This window comes from Paraburkholderia sp. BL9I2N2, from assembly GCF_004339745.1.
Lineage (GTDB): Bacteria > Pseudomonadota > Gammaproteobacteria > Burkholderiales > Burkholderiaceae > Paraburkholderia.
Genome location: NZ_SMGP01000004.1, coordinates 438947 through 456899 on the forward strand (window position 1 = coordinate 438947; position 17953 = coordinate 456899).

Genomic DNA, 17953 nt, shown 5'->3' on the forward strand with positions numbered 1-17953 from the left:
TCGTCGAGGTAGTGTGGGGGCAGGTCTATCGGCGTTCTGATACGGGTCAGTAGGTCGCGCAAGAGGCGGCGGCGACGGAAGAGGACTAAGATGCGCCGCGTTCGGCAGCATTGCAAAGACCTGCGTTCAACTCAGAGACCAATCGGCGATGATGTTGCTTAAGCTGCTGGGGCTACGGTTTGTGGTTCACCAGAACGGGCAAAAATTGGCAGCGTCAGAGAAAATGTCGCACCCTGGTCGAGGTTGTTCCTCGCGGTCAGGGTACCGTCATGTGCTTCGATAATTGAGCGTGAAATTGCCAGACCTATACCCATGCCTTTTGCCTTTGAGGTGACAAACGGCTCGAAAAGGGTCTCGAGCTCAGCGACACCCTCTCCGTTGTCAGAAATTTCGACTGTCACGAATAGTTCATCGAGGACGGCGCCGGTGATGCCGACTTTTGGTGTGCGGCCGGTATTTTCTGTTGCTTCGATTGCGTTCGAGATCAGGTTGATGAGGACCTGCTGAATCTGTATCTGGTCGACGTTCGCGTCTGGAAGATTGTCAGGAAATTCCGGCGTTATGGCGGCGTCTCGCATACTGGGGTCTTCTTTCAACAATCTCACCGCGTCCCGGACCATGCAAGGAATATTGCATTGAGACTTCTTGAAGGACTCTCGTTTGAACAGGGTACGGATGCTCTGCATCGTTTCGTCGGCAGCACGGCCATCCCGGAGTATGCCCTCCACGGAAGAGCGCGCCTTATCGAGATTAGGCGGGTTGGCCTCAAGCCAACGCCGGCAGGCGTGAGCATTGACGATAACAGAGGTAAGTGGTTGATTGAGCTCGTGCGCTATCGAGGCCGATATTTCGGCGACCGTTGCAATCCGGGTCGCCCGGGTGAGTTGGGTTTGTACTTCTCGCAAGGTATCTTCAGTACGTTTCTGTTCGTCGATGTCGATGGTCAGGCCGTACCATTGAACGATGTTGCCATCCGCATCGCGCATTGCTTCGGCGCGTGCGAGATGCCAGCGGTATTGCCCGTCCTTGTGGCGCTTACGGTGGGCGTAGGCGTAGGGTTCACTGGTCTGAACTGAGTGTGTCCTTTTTTGAATGAGACCCTCCCAATCATCCGGGTGGATGCTTTTCCTATATTCAAGGTCACAAACTTCCGGTGTGTCCCAACCGGCGTATTCCGTGAATCTCCGGTTGGCGTAGGTTAGTTGCCCATCGGCATCGGCGCACCAAATCATCGCCGGGATCGTTTCGGTAATTTCCCGCAACTGGTGCTCGCGCTGCTGGAGTGCGACTTCCGTTTCTTTCAGGTCTTCAATGTCCGTGCAAACGCCATACCAATGAAGGATTTCACCCGTCTCATCGCGGAAGGGTTCACCGCGGACGAGATACCAATGTAGTTTCCCATCAGCTCCCGTAATCTGATAAGTGTCCTGGTAAGATGAGCCCTCAAGGACGCATTGCTGCCAATGTCTATGGACACGCTCCCGCTGGTCAGGCGGGACGAGACTGAATAAGGGCTCTTCGCCGATTTCCTCCCAGGTCTTTCCGATGAACGAAAGCATGCGGCGATTCCATCGGTCGGTGTCCCCGCCGGGGGTGGCGCGCCAAATCATGGCAGGCATTGCATCTACGAGCCTGCGAAGATGTAACTCCTTGCGTCTCAATCGTTCTTCCGCAATTTTGCGCTCGTGAATATCGGTGAGCAGGCCGTACCACTTAGTAATATCGCCTCGGGCGTTACGCATTGGATTCGCCCGGCACTGGAACCACCGATACGACCCGTCAGCAGCGCGAAGACGATGTACCGTATCGTACGCCGCCCCGCTTTTCATCGATTGGTCCCATGTTTCAATAACTGTCGCGTAGTCGTCCGGATGAACAAGGTCAAGCCAGCCGTTGCTGGTCAGTTCATGGAGGCTTCTGCCGGTGTAGGCTTCAGCCTGTTTGCTCACATACTCTACTGAGCCCGCGGCGTCAGCGCTCCACAGGAAGCCTGGCACTGCATCGGTGAGCCAGTTAAGTTGCGCTTCACGCTCACGGATGACCTCTTTCGTTTTGTACAGGTCATCGATATCGAGGTTCATGGCATACCATTTGTACACGCTTCCGTCCTCGTTGAAATAAGGAACGGAGCGGGAATGATGCCAGCGATACTCGCCGTCCGCATGTTTCCAGCGGTACGTGTCCTCATAAGCTGTCATCTGTTCGACCGACCGGAGATAAGCTTGTCTGATTCGCTCCTTGTCGTCGGGGTGAATGAAATGCAAAAATCCGAGTTTTTGTAGCTCCTCCAGCGTAGTACCGGTTTCCTCAAGGATGTGGCGATTGACGAAGTCGAAATCCGTTGTCGTTCTTGTGGCAAAGCGACCCGGAAGGCGGTCGAGCAGTTCCCGGGCTTCTTTCTCGCTTTTCTGCAAGGCTTCCTGGGCCTTTATTGCGTCGTCGACCTCGATACCGACCAGGTACCAGTTGACCACGACCCCTTCGTCGTAAAACGGCTCAGCGACGAGGTGTTGCCATCTGTACACACCATCGTATTGCTGCATCCGGACGACGACATCGACGGGTTGACCCGTTTCAATACATTGCGCCCATTCGGTACGGACAGCTTCTACCTCGGCGGGGTGGATGTAGTTCATCCACAGGTCACCGACAACCTCTTCGCTTGGACGGCCCAATGCGGCAAGTACGACCTTGTTGACGTAAACGAGTTTGCCGGCGGGATCGGCCACGCACACGCAAGCAGGCACGCGGTCAACCATTCGCCTGTAGTTTTGCCCTTCGCTCCGAAGACGCGACTCCGCAATCTTGCGGTCGTTCACGTATTCCAGTTGACCGTCAATGGTTCGCGACCAGAGCTGACTGGCCAGGTTCTCAATAGGCAAGTCAAACGGGGCATCTTTCATCCGGGCGGTAGACGCCGGTTTTCTTGAGCGACGAGAGACCAGCTCCACGCATAGCCACGCTGCAGGAATCGTAATAATGGACCGGGTGAATGAGCTTGATGCGAGTACAGGATGGGGTAGGCCGACCAAGACCCAGACGATTCCTGAAGAGACGAAAGCGGCAGAAAGGCGGCCAATGTTTCGCCCCAACAAATGGGTGAAGAGAATTACAAGGACCAGACCCAGGCAACCGGTATAGGATTCGAGTAACGATACCGTACCAGAGGCAATCGAAACGCCGATGGCCAGCGCGGCAATCCGAGAAAAGCGTGAGATTCGCATGGTAAGCAAGTCAGCCTCGAGTTCGACATTGACTGGCCGCGAGACGTTCTGGTTCTCTACCAGTCCTTCTTATGTTTCGTAACATTGCGGTGCTGATGAATGACCTCAATGTTTCGCATCGAGCGCTACGTCACGCCATCGACCTAGCTGTGATGTTTGATGCATCGGTGATAACTGTGCGGTGCTTTCGGATGTTCCCGCTTTCGCGGCCTTCCCGAGCCTCGTAGCGCCGGTCAGCCCAAAAGGAACTCGGAGACATACGCCGCAGTATTTGCCAGCAACTCCATAACGAAGCGTTTATCGCGGGCGCCTCGCACGGGTTGTTCGTTCGAGTCGAATCATTAAGGGCTGAGAACAGGCAACCGTCATTGCCTTCCTTCGACAGGGCACCGTTGACCTACCGGTTGTTGAATTGTGCTGGATTGAATCAGCAAGGCTGCTATGGGTCACGTCTTTGAAACGCTCTCTGCGACTGCGGTACTGATGACAGTCCTCATTACTGGGTGGTCGGTGACTCTACGACCCCTCACTTTCATACGCGTGTACGAGTCCCTTCGGTCAGGCCAAAGCACACAAACTACGATGGCGTGAAGGACTCGCGCAATTACATCTTTATGTAACCCGTCACGCAAGGCCGCTGCGGTGGATCGGAAATGCGAATGAACCGCACGAAGTCTCCAATTGCAGACGCGATTGATGGTGGTCCTGCTGGCAATGGTGCGTCGACGCCTGCAGGAATAGTCGCTGGTATAAAGCTGTTTGCCAGACTAGCCATAAAAAGAGCAATCGATGCGCGCATCGGTGGTCGTGGCATTGGCGACAGCGGCGTAGTGATTGTCGCGTACTGACTTACTGACGCACCCGGACGAACCAAGGCGCCTGCTCTCTCTCAGGCACTTTGCATTTCAGCGCCAGGTCGCCGAACGCCTCATTTGCGCTAGACTGGCTTGTGCAACCGGAGGGAGATCTGGATGATACGCAAGACGCTCAATGCCTCGCAGCTTCAGCAGGAGGTCAACCGACGCATCCATCGACTGCAGGAAATCGTCGAGGATGGCGTGAAGATTCGTGTGCCGCGGCCGCAGATGCAGGAGCCTGACAAGACAGGCTGCAACTGGAACATGACCCACTTCGGCAACGCGGTCGGCTTCGAGCGCGACATCGAGGGCGTGCTCAAGGCTGTGCGTGCGGAATACAACCTTAGTACCGAAGTGAAAGACACCGGCAACCCGTTTGGGGACTAACCGCGAGAGACATCGATTCGTTGTTCGTTTTTGATGAGATGCGCTTACCTCGAATGGTCTACCTTGCGACGCCCCGTCACACATATTCCTCGCTTTGAAACCTATGCCTGCTACCAGCATCGACATGGCCGCATGCCGCTCAAAATTGCCGACAACTGACGAATGGACCTTTGGCTTCAACCCTGCGCGCGGTGCGCTGACCTCTACGGGAAGGCGGCCGCCGAGCCCCCGCACCAAGACCTCACGCTCAACGGCGCCGGCGCGGTGAAAGATGCGCGAGTGGAAGAGCACTGCACCTGCCTTCGATGCCGGGTGTTGGCGCGAATCCTTGCCGGACCGCCAACGCGGCAGACTTGGACATTGCTGAACGCCGGCCAGCATTAGCGCGGCGCCCGCTCAAAACTCTCAGCAGCTCGAGTTTAGTCACGCTTCGATTGCACCAAATCGTGCGCAAGCTGCGTTCGATTTTCGCCGGCATACGTCTCGTAGACGGGGATTCCGGGGACGACGCACTCCGCTCGTCAACTTAACGGGTACGCGAAGACAATAGTTACGCGTCCCATTCCGGGGCGAACGGCGGGGTGACGAAACGGTGGTTCTTCGGCAACGCCGCAATAGCGTGACGGTCCTCATCGTCGAGTTTCACCGCCAGCGCGTCGAGATTGGATTTTTGACTTTCGCGACGTTGGGCCTTAGGAATCACGGCGACCCCGTCCTGTTCCAGAAGCCACGCGAGCGCAACCTGGGCAGCAGTCGCCCCATGCTTGGTGCCGATCGCCTGAAGTACGGGGTCGCTTGCTGCCCTGCCTTGCGCAAGCGGGGCATAGGCGACAAGTGGAATGCCTTTCTCGCGCAAGTAGTTCAGCATCTTCGACTGGTCTAGAAACGCGTGGTATTCAATCTGGTGGCAGGCGATGGGTGCACCGACTTCCTCGATTGCTTTTCGTAGCATCGTCACGTTGAAATTGCACACACCGATTGAGCGAACGGTGCCGCTCTGCAGAAAGCCTTGCATTGTTTCCATGACGGCGCCGAGGTCCATGTCACGCGACGGCCAATGCACCATGTACAGGTCAACGTAGTCGACACCGAGCTTTGCGAGGCTGGCGTCAAGGGCGCGACGCAGGGCATCCTGCGCGAGGTTCTCGTGCCATACCTTGGTGGTCAGATGCAGTTGCTTTCGCGCGAGACCCGAGGCCGTAATTGCGGCGCCTACGGCTTCTTCGTTCTGGTACATCTCGGCGGTGTCGATGTGTCGGTATCCGAGCTCCAGCGCACTTTCAACTACTGGCTGGCAACCTCCGCCCGGCATACGAAATGTGCCAAATCCGAGGCGGGGCAGGTCAATTCCCTGTGTCTTCAAAGCTTCCATGGTTGCTCTCCCAAGCTGGTCCTGGTTTGCGGCGCAAGCCGCCGTAGCGTTCAGGAGGACAATCTCTCATTTTTTGATTGTTGAATAAAGTACGTGCCGTTCAAATCACTCGTGATTAAACTAGCGAAATGCCATTAGCCTCGGAGAGGGCATGACATTTGATGGTCGGCTGTTTTCTGGCATCACCGTACTCGCCGCAGTCGCCGAGAGCGGCAGTTTCGTGCGCGCAGCAGATGCTCTCGGCTTGTCGCCATCGGGCGTTAGCCGTGCTGTTTCACGTCTCGAAAAGCGGGTGGGGGTGCGGCTGCTTGACCGAACGACGCGCTCGCAAACACTGACCGACGAAGGGAGGCGGCTATATGAAGCGGTTGGCCCGCACCTGACCGGCATCGAAGAGGCGGCTTCAGCGGCATCGGGTTCGGCGAACGTCGTGCAGGGAAAGCTTCGCGTCAACGTTGACCCGTTCTTTTCAAGGACGGTGCTGGCGTCAAGATTGCCAGATTTTCTGGCACATCATCCTGACCTCTCGCTCGAACTCATCATGCGCGACGACGTCGGCGACCTCGTGGCAGATGGATTTGACCTTGCGGTGCGTTTTGGACCCCCGCCACTGGGAACACTGATTGCACGCAAGCTGCTCGATACGCGCATCATTACGGTCGCGTCTCCGCGGTATGTGGCTGAGCACGGAAAGCCAGGAAAACCGGAGGAGGTGAGCAGGCATCAGCGAATCATGTTTTATAACCCCGTGACGGCCAAGCCCTTTGAGTGGGAGTTTCATCGGGGTAAGAAGGTCACGGAGATACCGGCAGAGGGGCGTCTCCTCGTGTCGGACGTGGAAACCATGCTCGGCGCGTGTATCGCCGGCGCTGGCATCGCCCAGGTGATGGAGATTGGCGTCGAGCAGGTAATGCGTGATGGCTTGCTTGTGGACCTCTTCCCGCACTGGCCGGACGAAAGATTTCCGCTGTATGCGCTCTTTCCGTCCCGGCGCCATCGTGCTGCGAAAGTCGACGCGTTCATTAACTTCTGCCTCGAGTCATTATCCGCAACCGCACCCGTTACGCACCGTCAGCTAGGTCTCCGGGGGAACCGTGGCAGCGCAAAAGCTAAAGCGCGCACGTCATCGCGTCCATGACAATCGATATCAAGCCGAGTACGGAGTAACTGGCAATGCCGCAAGACTCGACCCGGCGCTCTGGCACGACTTCCACTTCCGACTCGCTCTTCGTGCAACTCAAGGCACGTGGTCTCGTTCTGGCCGCCTTCGTTGGCTCCATCTGGTTGGTTTTTTTCCTGTCTGTTGCGCTGCCATTCCTGCATCTGAACCGGCACGGCGTGGTGCCGCGCACGCTTGGCGGGCTGCAGGGCATCCTGTTCGCCCCGTGGTTGCACGCAAGCATGATGCACCTGGTAGCCAACACTGGTGGACTGCTCATCTTAGGCTGGCTGTGCACCTGGCCGCGCATCGCGAACTTCTGGCAGGCGACAATCGGTGCGATGCTCGGTGCTGGATTGTGCGCGTGGCTGCTCGGCGCGCCCTACACGGTGCATATCGGCGCGAGCGGTCTCGTGTTCGGATACGCGGGCTACCTGGTCGCGCGGGGCTATTACACGCGGCACGTTCTAGCGATGCTAGCGGCACTTTTCGTAGCGGCGAGCTACGGGCTGACCATGCTCTTTGGCGTGATGCCAATATATCCAGGCGTGTCGTGGCAAAGCCATCTGGGTGGCGCGCTGGGAGGCATCCTGGCCGCGCGTCTAGGACGCCCATTCTAGAACGTGAAGTGCAGTCGCTGAATGCGAAACTGGCGGACCACGCCCTTGACCATTCCGCCCAGCAGAAGTGCGGCAACGATGCCGAGCAACGCGTAGAGGTTTAGCGCCTGCAGGCCTGCGCCCAGAACGCCGCCGGCGAAAGTGAGATGAGACATGACTGGAAAGCGCGTGTCGGAATCCGCGAGCCGGCCGCGCGGATCGGATCGACCGGACAGCGCGCGGGCGGTGGCTTGTTGTTATCGTTCGGCCAGTTCGGTGCCCGCGTGTCACGCAAGATCGGAAGCAGCCGGCTAAGTGAGGCCGCATGATACCGTGCCCTCACTTGCGCTGCTTGCAAGTGAAACGTAAGTCGTGCGTGGGTTAGACCGCGTCCGACGCGGCGCTCTCGTTCCTCGACGAATGCTCCGCTCGCTCACGACGCGAACGCAACGCAGCCGGCGTGTATGCCGAAGCGGACGTCGCGGCCGTTGCCGGCGCACGCCGTGTCTTCAAACGAAGGATCGGTTCTTCGATCAGCCGCCAGGATAGCATCGCCATCACGAGCGAAATCGCAAACGACCCGGCGATGCCCGCAACGTGCGCCCACATGGGCACCGTGCCGCCGAAGAGCGCCGCCGCGTGATGGTTGCGGGTCAGGTCGGGGATCAGGTTGTGGTAGAGGTAGAAGCCGTAGCTGATTCGCCCGAAGCTCACCAGCCATTTCGTTTCGAGGAGGCCGATCACGACGGCGTTGCGGCAGCAGGCAATCGAACACACCAGCGCAGCGATGCACCCACCATACGAGGCGCTCACCACGGTGAACAGCAATGGATTGTCCAGCTGGCTCCAGATCGGTTCAGTCGCGCAAAAGCCCACGAGCCCGAGACTCAGCACGAAGAGCGTCACGCCGTGTCCTAGCCGCGCCCGCAAGCGGCCCGCTTTGCCCGCAATCATCAAGCCGCCCATGCCGCCCAACGCGAGCAGCCAGAAGTTCGTCAGCGGGTGCGTGTAGATGGTGATGTCCGGCCAATGCGCCGCGCGCATGGCCAGCAGCGACGAGAGCCCGACCGCGACGATCGCGAGACACACCGCGCGATGCCGGCGCGCGGCAAGCAGCAAGAGGAGTGGCGCGAACACGAGATAAAACTGCTCCTCGATCGCGAGGCTCCACAAATGCGAGTAGCGCCCCGGCCAGTAGTGCAGCACGGAGCCGATCCAGATGTTCGACAAATAGGCAAAATGAAACGGCATGCCGCTTGCCAGTTCGGGACTTGCCATGCCGAACGCCATCAGTACGCACATCACCACCAGCATCAGGTAGTAAATAGGAAAGATGCGCAGGGTTCGGCGAAATAGAAAGCGCTTCAATTCAGCGCCGAATCGACTGGCGCCGCTTTCAATGCGCGTGCGTTGCGCGGACAGAATGCCGATGATCAGAAAACCGCTCAGCGCGAAGAAGATCCATACGCCGAGATGGCCGATCTCGCCAATGTCGCCGAACAGGCGATGCTGAAAAAATACCATCAGGACTGCGATCGCGCGCAATCCGTCGAAGCCGGCAATTCTGTTGTTCATGTGGTCGTCTTCCAGTGCGAAGGTGGCGCGTGCGGCGCAGCCGTTCTGGGCGGTAATGGAAGGACCGGCGCGCATCGGTGACGCTCAGGTCGGCCGTGGCGGTTGGAAAGGCGTCGCAATGACGCTCGGCGTGCCGGCCGATCGCGGATCGGCCGGCCGCGTGTCCGGTCCACATGAGTGGACGCCGTCGAAAGGTGGCATCGCGCGAAACGCGCGAGCTCCGACGGGCGTGCATGAAACCATCCTACGATGAAAAAAAGCAAAAAAAATCGCGCATCGCTCTCTGCGATTTATTTTTTGCGCTGATTACCGATTGCATTCGCGCCCGGCGAATTAAAGCCGCAAATCTTGCCGCGAACCGAATGCGTGACGACTCAGTATTACCGCATGCCGACAACGGAATTTCAAATCGCCGCGACGTAGTTTGAAATTAGAGGCAGGTTGTCAGCGCGCGCCGATGGGCCGCGCAGCCTCGCTGGGAACGTTTTATTGTCGTGGTGTTCCTACGAAAAACGACGCGCGGCAGACGCGCGCCTATCCTGCGAGAACCTGAATGGAAACCCGTCGCGGCCGCCCCGGAGGAAGTCCCCTTGGTGGGCGCTCGATCGAAGTGGACTTCTTCCGCGGCGTCGTGCTGATCGTCATCGTGCTGGATCACATTCCCGGCAGCACGCTGTCGCATCTGATGCTGCACGCGTATGCGTTGTGCGATTCGGCGGAAGTGTTCGTGTTTCTGGGCGGATATGCGTCGGCGGCGGCGTACACGGCGGTGCTCGCGGGCCGCGGTGAGAACGCGGCGAAAATGCGCTTTGTCAGGCGCTGCTGGGAAATCTACCGCGCCTATCTGTTGACGGCGGTATTGACGCTGCTGTCCGGCGCGATCCTCGCGTCGCTCAATCTGAACCGTCCCATGGTCGATCTCACCGGCTGGCCGCCTTTCGCGGTTCAGCCGCTGCGCGAAGCCTTCGATATCATGCTGCTGCGGCGCCAGCCTTATCTGTCGAGCGTGTTGCCCATGTACGTAATCTTCGCACTGTGCGTGCCGTTCGCGGTGCCGCTGGCGCGGCGGTCGTCGCTCATGGCGCTCGGCTTGAGCTTGCTGATCTGGGCGTTGGCCCGGCCGCTGGCCGCATTATTCAGCATTGACGACGTGGCCGACTGGGCTTTTAATCCGTTTGCATGGCAACTGATGTTCGTGCTCGGGATTCTCTGCCGGGTGCAGCCCATCAGCGAGCGCTTTCACGCAACCCGTACCGCGCGCTGGTTCACGCGGATCGCGGTGGTCGCGGTGCTGGCGTTCGCTATCGTCAAACTTTTCGTGCTGACGCAACCGTTGCCCGGCACGTTTAAACAGAATCTGTCTCCTGACCGCGTGATCAACTTTATTGTCATTGCCTGGCTCGCCGCGCAGTTCGTGCGCATGGGCAGTATCGCGTGGCTCGCGCGGCGCTTGCCTGCCGTGGTCACGGTCGGCCGCACGGGGCTCGTGTGTTTCGTTGCGGGCACACTGGTTTCGCTGATCGTCGATACGGCGACGCCGCATATGTTTCATGGCTTTCGCGGCGTGCTGATCGGACTCGGCGGCGATCTCGTCGCCATCGGCGCCGTGCTGATGATCGCGCGCGGCTGGCGCGGCTGGAGAGGGCAGCAGTCGGCGGCGGCTGCCAATGGCGCGGGTTACGGATGAGGTCGCGCCGGCGCCGTGCGCGTGTCGCGCGAGACTCGCGCGCGGTCATCCACGTTGTCGGCGCGATGTTGTGGCTCGCCGCTCACCCGGCGCTCGCCGCTCTCAAGGAAGCGCCGCTCGCCATGCGCTGTGCGGAATTAGCGGGCGCCGTTCTGCAGCCCGAACTCATTGCGTTGCCGACCGCCGGCGTACAGATCGAAAACGCGGCGATGGTGAGCGCCACCGCGCCCGGCAATCAGCAAGGCGGCGAATATTGCCGCATCACCGGCCGCATTAAAGGGTTCAACGCCACCACACCCGATATCCGTTTCGATCTGAACTTGCCGCGTCGCTGGAACGGCCGCGCGCTGCAGATCGGCGGGGGCGGTTACAACGGCGTGGTGGTGAGCGGCACCGGCGTGATGCCGTTTTCGCCGAACCGCGCGCCGCTCGCGCAAGGCTATGCGACCTTCGGCGACGATTCGGGACACGTCGGCGATTCATCGGTCGCGGTGTTCGGCCTCGTCGACGAGGCGGTCACGAACTTCGGCTTTGCGCATCTGAAGAAAACGCACGATGCCGCGCTTGCCCTGATTGCGCGCGCGTATGGACGGCCGCCGCAACGGATGTATTTCGCCGGCGGCTCGACCGGCGGCCGCGAAGGGTACACCGTGATGCAGCGCTTTCCCGACGACTACGACGGTGTGATCGCCAATTCGCCCGCGCTCAATTTTTCCGGCGTGCGCCTGCTCGGCGTGAAACTCGGCCAGGCGGAATACACCACGCCCGGCGGCTTCATTCCGCCCTTGCTGCTGGAACACGTCTATCAACGGACGCTCGCCACCTGCGACCGGCTCGACGGCGCGGCGGACGGTATCGTCAGCGACGTCGCCGCGTGCCACGACCACGAAACGGAGATCATCGACTCGTTGCGCTGCAGTGGGCGCACGCCGTCGCACGATGAATGCCTCACGAACACGCAGCTCTCCACTTTGCTCGTGATGCGCGACGGGCTTTCCCTGCCTTATCGTCTGGCGTGGGACGTCAACGGCTATAGCGGCTACAACATTTTTCAGGGCACGCGTCTGACCGGCCTGCTCGGCCTCGCGCATCAGCCGGAGCGCCTGCCGGTGCCGACGTTCTTCGCCAACGGCTACCTGTTCGCGCAAGGCGACGGCTATATCCGTTACTTCGTCACGCGGGACGCCAGCTTCGACTCGCTCAGGTTCGACCCGCAACACCCCGGCAAATATCGCGCGCAACTGGTCGCGCTGTCGCAGACGATCGGCGCGATGAACCCCGACCTCACGCGCTACATTGCGCGCGGCGGCAAGCTCATCACGCTGCAAGGACTCGCCGATGAAGTCATCAGCCCGAACCAGACGATCGCGTATTACGACACGCTGGTCGAGCGGTTCGGTGTCGACCAGGTCAATAGTTTCATGCGCTTGTACATGGTGCCGGGATTCCAGCACGGCAGCGGCGCGTTCATTCCATCGGTCGATCTGCTAGGCGCGCTCGATAATTGGGTGACGCGCGGGGCATCGCCCGAGACGTTGACGGCAACCGATATCGCTGCGGCGACCAATGGACGCTCACGTCCGCTGTGCCGCTATCCGTTGTTTCCTCGCTATGTCGGCAAGGGCAATGTGAATCTCGCCAGCAGTTTTGTTTGCGCGGAGCCGTGACCGGCAGTTCTTGAGAAAAATGCCTCGCAGGTGGCAAGACCCACATGCGCGTCAGTGGCCTTTTGAATACGTGATTTCCGTTCCGGAAACAGTAGGGCGGCGGCGCCTCGCGTCGGCGCCGCCGCCCCGGTTCGAACCGAGTGACTCAATGCATTAGCAGCCGTGTTTTACTGGCCGTTTTGCATCGTGCCGCCGGTTCCGTTATTCATGCCATTACCGGTGCCGCTGCGCGTACCGTTGTTCATGCCGTTACCCATGCCGCTGTTCGATCGGTTCATGGCTGGACTATTCGGCGTCGCGCCGGTGCCGGTCCCCATGCCGCCGCCGGTGCCGGTCACGCCCGGCGAACCGTAGCCCGACTCGCTCGGGCTCTTCATCGATCCGGCGCCGACACCAGGCGTAGCGGTCCCGCCCGCGCCACCGGTGGTGCCGCCGCCCGCGCCCACGCCGGTACCGCCACCGCCCGCACTTCCGCCGCCTGCACCTCCGCCGCCACCGGCGCCACCGCCAGCCTGCGCATAAGCGCCGCCCGACAGTGCTATCACGAGCGCCGAAGCGAAAATTGTCTTGGTAATGCGTTTCATGGTTCACCTCCATAGAGTCGGTTTGATGTCACGCAAGCGCCTGTCGCTCACATGCATGGACTGCCGCAAGCGGTGTGCCTCGCTCGATCGTGTTCCGCTCGAACATGGGGCCGCGGCAGCATGCCGGTGATCGAGCATGGGGCGTTCCCGGCGTCGCGTGATCAAACCGATATGGAAACCGAACTATTTTGCAGTGCAGCGAAACCGATTCAGCGTGCGCGTCTTGCCATGCCGTTGCGGCCCGCCTTTCGTCCACCTCGACCCCACGTGGTTTCGGTGCGCTGCCGGGATGCGCTGCACGCTTTCGCACTTTCCATTACATTGCGGGTGCGGTGGCGCTTTAGCATCGCTCCCTCTAATCAAACAACGGTGTCTGCCATCGTCGATTCCATGCAGCCAATCGTCTCAGTCACGAACCTGTCGAAAACCTATGCCACTGGTTTTCATGCACTCAAAAACATCAATCTGGCCATCAACCGCGGGGAAATCTTCGCTTTGCTCGGTCCGAACGGCGCGGGCAAAACGACCCTCATCAGCATCATCTGCGGCATCGTCAACGCAAGCGTTGGCAGCGTGACGGTGGACGGCCGCGACATCGCGACCGACTATCGCGGCGCGCGCTCGCTGATCGGCCTCGTGCCGCAGGAGTTGACCACCGACTCGTTCGAAACCGTCTGGGCGACCGTCTCGTTCAGCCGCGGACTGTTCGGCAAGCCGAAAAACCCGGCCTACGTCGAAAAGGTGTTGCGCGACCTGTCGCTGTGGGAAAAGCGCGATAGCAAGATCATCACGCTCTCGGGCGGCATGAAGCGGCGTGTGCTGATCGCCAAGGCGCTCTCGCACGAACCGCGTGTGCTGTTCCTCGACGAACCGACCGCCGGCGTGGACGTGGAGTTGCGCCGCGACATGTGGAAGCTGGTGCGTTCGCTCGCCGAGAGCGGCGTGACGATCATCCTCACCACGCACTACATCGACGAGGCCGAGGAAATGGCCGACCGCATCGGCGTGATCAGCGGCGGTGAGATCATGCTGGTGGAAGAGAAAACGGAGCTGATGCGCAAGCTCGGCAAGAAGCAGTTGACGCTGCAACTGGAGAGTCCGCTCGCGCAAGTGCCGGTCTCGCTGACCGGCTATGGGCTCGACGTCGCGAAGGGCGGCACCGAGCTGATCTACACCTACGAAGGCGAGGGCGGCCGCACCGACATCATCGCGCTGCTCAAGGCGCTCGACGACGCCGGCATCCGCTTCAAGGACCTGCACACCACGCAAAGTTCGCTCGAAGACATCTTCGTCAGTCTGCTCCGAGGTGACCAATGAATATCTACGCAATTCGCGCGATCTACAAGTTCGAGATGGCGCGCACCTGGCGCACGCTGATGCAGAGCATCATCGCGCCGGTGATTTCGACTTCGCTTTACTTCGTCGTGTTCGGCGCGGCGATCGGTTCGCGCATCAAGGAAGTGGACGGTATCAGTTACGGCGCGTTCATCGTGCCGGGATTGATCATGCTGTCGCTGTTGTCGCAAAGCATTTCGAATGCGTCGTTCGGGATTTACTTTCCGCGCTTTACGGGCACGATCTACGAGTTGTTGTCGGCGCCGGTGTCGTATCTGGAAATCGTCGTGAGTTACGTGGGCGCGGCGGCCACCAAATCGATTCTGCTCGGGCTGATCATTCTTGCGACCGCGGGCTTGTTCGTGCCGCTGCAAGTGCAGCATCCGTTCTGGATGATCCTGTTTCTCGTGCTCACGGCGGTCACGTTCAGTCTGCTCGGTTTTATTATCGGCATCTGGGCGGATAGCTTCGAGAAGCTGCAGCTCGTGCCGCTCCTGATCATCACGCCGCTGACTTTTCTCGGCGGCAGTTTCTATGCGGTCAATATGCTGCCGCCGTTCTGGAGGGTCGTGACGCTGTTCAACCCGATCGTCTATCTGGTCAGCGGATTTCGCTGGAGCTTCTATGGTCTCGCCGATGTGAATGTCGAGGTGAGCCTCGGCATGACCGCGCTTTTTCTGGCCGTGTTCTTGTTGATCGTTGCGTGGATCTTCAAGACCGGTTATCGGCTCAAGACCTGATAGGCCGCCCGTCATGCGAAACTCACGGACACCCCCAACACGGAGCCGATAGCCATTATGTCCGTCGATCTCAGTCTGATTGAGCGAAGCGCGTGCGAAGTCGTCGATCTGTTGCGTGAGGAAGCGGTGAGTCCGCACGACCTGCTCGACACGCTCGCCGCGCAGGTCGCGCGCGTCGAACCGCAGGTCAACGCGCTGCCCACGCTCTGTTTCGAGCGTGCGCACGCGCATGCCGATGCGCTGCTGAAGAAGCCCGTGGCCGAGCGCGGCTTGCTATGCGGCCTGCCGGTGCCGATCAAGGATCTGACCGACGTGGCGGGCGTGCGCACCACACGCGGTTCGCTGGTCTACCGCGACCGTGTGCCTGAAACGTCGGATGCCGGCGTGACCTTGCTCGAAGCGCACGGCGGCGTGGTCTACGCAAAATCCAACACGCCGGAGTTCGGCTCCGGCGGCCATACGTATAACAGCGTGTTCGGCGTGACGCGCAATCCGTGGGACCTGTCGCGTTCGGCGGGCGGCTCGTCCGGCGGCGCGGCGGCCGCGCTGGCGTCAGGCACCGCGTGGGTCGCGCAGGGCTCCGATCTGGCGGGGTCGCTGCGCACGCCGTCTGCATTCTGCGGCGTGGTCGGCATGCGTCCGACGCCGGGCCGCGTCTCGTACGGCCCGGTCGCCAATCCCTACGACACGCTCGGCATTCACGGGCCGATGGCGCGCAACGTGACCGACGCGGCGCTGCTGCTCGACGCGATGTGCGGCGAAGTCGACGGTGCGCCGTTGTCGCTGCGTGAGCCGGCGACCTCGTTCCTCGAGCATGCGCGCCGGCCGCAACGGCCGGCGCGTGTGGCATTCAGCGAAGGACTCGGCATCGCCATCGTCGAGCCGGAAATTCTGGCGATTTGCCGCAAGACGATGGATCGGCTCGCGGCGGCGGGCGTCGGCGTGGAGGAGAGCGATCTCGACCTGAGCGCGGCGACACAGGCGTTTCACACGCTGCGCGGCATTGCCTACGCGACGAACTACGAAGACGTGCTGGCGCAGCACCGCGACGTGCTGAATCCCAACGTGATCTGGAACATCGAGTTCGGTCTGCAACTGGACAACCGTGCGATGCGTTCGGCGCAGCGCACCCGTGCGGAACTCTTCTACAAGCTGAATGCACTGCTGCAGCGCCATGACGTGCTGATCTGTCCGGCCTCGATCGTGCTGCCGTTTCCGGTCGAAGCACGCGATATCCGCGACGCGGTCGGCCAGCACTTCGAGACCTACATCGACTGGCTCGCGATCACTTATGCACTGACGCTCACCGGCATGCCGGTCATGGCGATTCCGTGCGGGATGAGCGCGAGCGGGCTGCCTGTCGGTATCCAGATCGTCGGTAAGCCGCGTGGCGAGGCGGCGTTGCTCTCGGCGGCGCGCGCAATCGAAGAGATCGTCGGCACGTGGGCCACGGGCAAGCCGCAAGTCTTTTGAACGTCAACCTGCGCACGATGCGCGGCGTGTGAGCCGCGCGTAGAGAACGTTTGAAGGGGCGTGTGAGGGGAGGGTGAAATCGCACCGCGGCCGGCACCCGAACGGGCATGCCGGCCGCGACGCCAGCCTTTACGTCACATACGCCTGCGCGACGTTGATCAACTGCACGCGGTTACGCACGTTGAACAACTGCCGCAGACGGCGCAAGTGGTAGTCGACGTTATGCGGCGACAGCCCGAGGAAGTAGGCAATCTCCTTGTCACGCTGACCCTGCACGACCGCCTTCAGCACCGCATGCTGCAACTCGCTCAGCGTGACGCGCTGCTGCTGCGCGGGCGCGATGCCGATCACGCTCTTCGCGTGCGTCCAGATGAACTCGTGGATCGTGTGCGCGAACATCAGCGTCTCGGCCACGATCGATTCGGTCATCCAGCGCGGATTGCCGATCTCCGAATTGAAGCACAGGCTCGCGCTCAGCTCCGGCTCGGGGAGCGGCATCTGCGTGAGAATGCCGCTTTTGCGCCCGGTCGCCTCCAGCAAGTCGATCAGGCCGCCGAGCCGTTCGCTGCGCATTTGCGCACGCGGCAGGTCGGCGCGCATGTCGGCCGTATTCCAGAGGAACGGCATGCCGGTCGGCGAGGCGAGTGCCACGCGCGGGTCGAGCTCGAAATAACGCTCGCGGAAATAGCGCGTGAGCCAGCTTTGCGACTCGTAGCTGGTCAGCACGAACATCGTCTTGTGATGCGCCGACGTGCGCGTGGCCGAATAGCTGAACGAGTCGAAGCCGAGTTGCTTGATGCGCTGCCGCACGAATTCGATGCGGTCCTGCGCGCTGCCAAAACGCACCAGCGGACTGATGACCGGTGCGGCGCGGCGCGCCGCGGGCGAGGGCGTGCCGATCTCCTCCTCGGTGAAGAGTGTGAGAAAACCTGTGGGCGTCGCGCCTGTTGCGGTGCGGCTGGATGCCCTGGATGCTTCAGCCGCGTGGGCTGATTTCTCGAGTTGCCGCGTGCCGGCCGGGTAAGCCGGTTGGGCGGTAACCGCCGAGTTGTATGCTGCCGACGCGTGCCCGGCTTCGCCTTGCGGCGAGCCGGTCAGCCAATGCGGCAGCGTATCGCATTCGTGTTCCATGAAACGGTAGCTCCGGCGTTCGAAACGCGTGAAAGACGACAACCTGAATGATTAGCTATTTCCAAAAATTGCGGTAGCCGGTTCCTTGCTATCATTTTTGAGTTCTTGCTCCGACAGCGGATTGGCAACGCGGGTATGGCAGGGTTCACTCTTCATATGGCAC

General features: G+C 60.6%; 16 protein-coding genes. 10 read left to right on the plus strand and 6 right to left on the minus strand.

What is annotated here, in order from left to right; all coding sequences use genetic code 11:
* Positions 1 to 158 precede the first annotated feature (158 nt).
* On the minus strand, positions 159 to 3224 hold the full coding sequence (locus B0G74_RS38260; RefSeq protein ID WP_132382034.1) for a PAS domain-containing protein: 3066 nt from the start codon (positions 3222 to 3224) through the stop codon (positions 159 to 161).
* A 659-nt stretch (positions 3225 to 3883) separates the two neighbouring features.
* Between B0G74_RS38260 and B0G74_RS38270 the strand changes: the two genes are divergently transcribed.
* Together B0G74_RS38270 and B0G74_RS38275 are read left to right on the plus strand one after the other, a co-directional pair.
* Positions 3884 to 4072: a hypothetical protein gene (locus tag B0G74_RS38270; RefSeq protein ID WP_132382038.1), complete on the plus strand. Its 189-nt coding sequence runs from the start codon at positions 3884 to 3886 to the stop codon at positions 4070 to 4072.
* Between the two features lie 123 nt (positions 4073 to 4195).
* Complete coding sequence (locus tag B0G74_RS38275; protein ID WP_132382040.1) at positions 4196 to 4468, plus strand: hypothetical protein; 273 nt, start codon at positions 4196 to 4198, stop codon at positions 4466 to 4468.
* A 550-nt stretch (positions 4469 to 5018) separates the two neighbouring features.
* Here B0G74_RS38275 and B0G74_RS38285 read toward each other — a convergent pair.
* Entirely contained in the window at positions 5019 to 5840 is an 822-nt protein-coding gene (locus B0G74_RS38285; protein WP_132382044.1) for an aldo/keto reductase, read from the minus strand.
* 151 nt (positions 5841 to 5991) lie between these two features.
* Between B0G74_RS38285 and B0G74_RS38290 the strand changes: the two genes are divergently transcribed.
* Positions 5992 to 6978, plus strand: coding sequence for a LysR family transcriptional regulator (locus B0G74_RS38290; RefSeq protein ID WP_132382046.1), 987 nt, complete (start codon positions 5992 to 5994; stop codon positions 6976 to 6978).
* 35 nt (positions 6979 to 7013) lie between these two features.
* Positions 7014 to 7619, plus strand: a complete 606-nt coding sequence (locus B0G74_RS38295) for a rhomboid family intramembrane serine protease (RefSeq protein WP_132382048.1) — start codon at positions 7014 to 7016, stop codon at positions 7617 to 7619.
* Here the strand turns inward: B0G74_RS38295 and B0G74_RS38300 are convergent.
* The gene (locus B0G74_RS38300; protein ID WP_243658524.1) at positions 7616 to 7774 is read right to left on the minus strand and encodes a hypothetical protein; all 159 of its coding nucleotides are present in this window, start codon (positions 7772 to 7774) and stop codon (positions 7616 to 7618) included. The genes B0G74_RS38295 and B0G74_RS38300 overlap by 4 nt on opposite strands.
* 205 nt (positions 7775 to 7979) lie before the next feature.
* The gene (locus B0G74_RS38305) at positions 7980 to 9173 is read right to left on the minus strand and encodes an acyltransferase (RefSeq protein ID WP_132382050.1); all 1194 of its coding nucleotides are present in this window, start codon (positions 9171 to 9173) and stop codon (positions 7980 to 7982) included.
* Positions 9174 to 9406: 233 nt separating this feature from the next.
* Between B0G74_RS38305 and B0G74_RS38310 the strand changes: the two genes are divergently transcribed.
* The 3 genes from B0G74_RS38310 to B0G74_RS38320 all read left to right on the plus strand — a co-directional run bounded on the left by B0G74_RS38310 (position 9407) and on the right by B0G74_RS38320 (position 12527).
* Positions 9407 to 9601, plus strand: a complete 195-nt coding sequence (locus B0G74_RS38310) for a hypothetical protein (RefSeq protein ID WP_132382052.1) — start codon at positions 9407 to 9409, stop codon at positions 9599 to 9601.
* A gap of 125 nt (positions 9602 to 9726) precedes the next feature.
* Positions 9727 to 10860: an OpgC domain-containing protein gene (locus tag B0G74_RS38315; protein ID WP_132382054.1), complete on the plus strand. Its 1134-nt coding sequence runs from the start codon at positions 9727 to 9729 to the stop codon at positions 10858 to 10860.
* Positions 10857 to 12527: a tannase/feruloyl esterase family alpha/beta hydrolase gene (locus B0G74_RS38320; protein WP_132382056.1), complete on the plus strand. Its 1671-nt coding sequence runs from the start codon at positions 10857 to 10859 to the stop codon at positions 12525 to 12527. Before B0G74_RS38315 ends, B0G74_RS38320 begins: the two co-directional genes overlap by 4 nt.
* A 167-nt stretch (positions 12528 to 12694) precedes the next feature.
* Here the strand turns inward: B0G74_RS38320 and B0G74_RS38325 are convergent, their stop codons facing one another.
* Positions 12695 to 13111 (minus strand): hypothetical protein, encoded by a 417-nt coding sequence (locus B0G74_RS38325; protein ID WP_132382058.1) that lies wholly within the window; start codon positions 13109 to 13111, stop codon positions 12695 to 12697.
* A 390-nt stretch (positions 13112 to 13501) separates the two neighbouring features.
* On the opposite strand from B0G74_RS38325, the gene B0G74_RS38330 reads away from it, so the two are divergent.
* The 3 genes from B0G74_RS38330 to B0G74_RS38340 are packed head-to-tail and all read left to right on the plus strand — an operon-like array spanning position 13502 to position 16659.
* Entirely contained in the window at positions 13502 to 14428 is a 927-nt protein-coding gene (locus B0G74_RS38330) for an ABC transporter ATP-binding protein (RefSeq protein WP_132383256.1), read from the plus strand.
* The gene (locus tag B0G74_RS38335; RefSeq protein ID WP_132382060.1) at positions 14425 to 15186 is read left to right on the plus strand and encodes an ABC transporter permease; all 762 of its coding nucleotides are present in this window, start codon (positions 14425 to 14427) and stop codon (positions 15184 to 15186) included. The genes B0G74_RS38330 and B0G74_RS38335 overlap by 4 nt, the downstream gene beginning before the upstream one ends.
* 57 nt (positions 15187 to 15243) lie before the next feature.
* Positions 15244 to 16659, plus strand: a complete 1416-nt coding sequence (locus B0G74_RS38340; protein ID WP_132382062.1) for an amidase family protein — start codon at positions 15244 to 15246, stop codon at positions 16657 to 16659.
* A 129-nt stretch (positions 16660 to 16788) separates the two neighbouring features.
* On the opposite strand, the gene B0G74_RS38345 is transcribed toward B0G74_RS38340, so the two are convergent.
* The gene (locus B0G74_RS38345) at positions 16789 to 17790 is read right to left on the minus strand and encodes a LuxR family transcriptional regulator (RefSeq protein WP_132382064.1); all 1002 of its coding nucleotides are present in this window, start codon (positions 17788 to 17790) and stop codon (positions 16789 to 16791) included.
* Between the last annotated feature and the right edge of the window lie 163 nt (positions 17791 to 17953).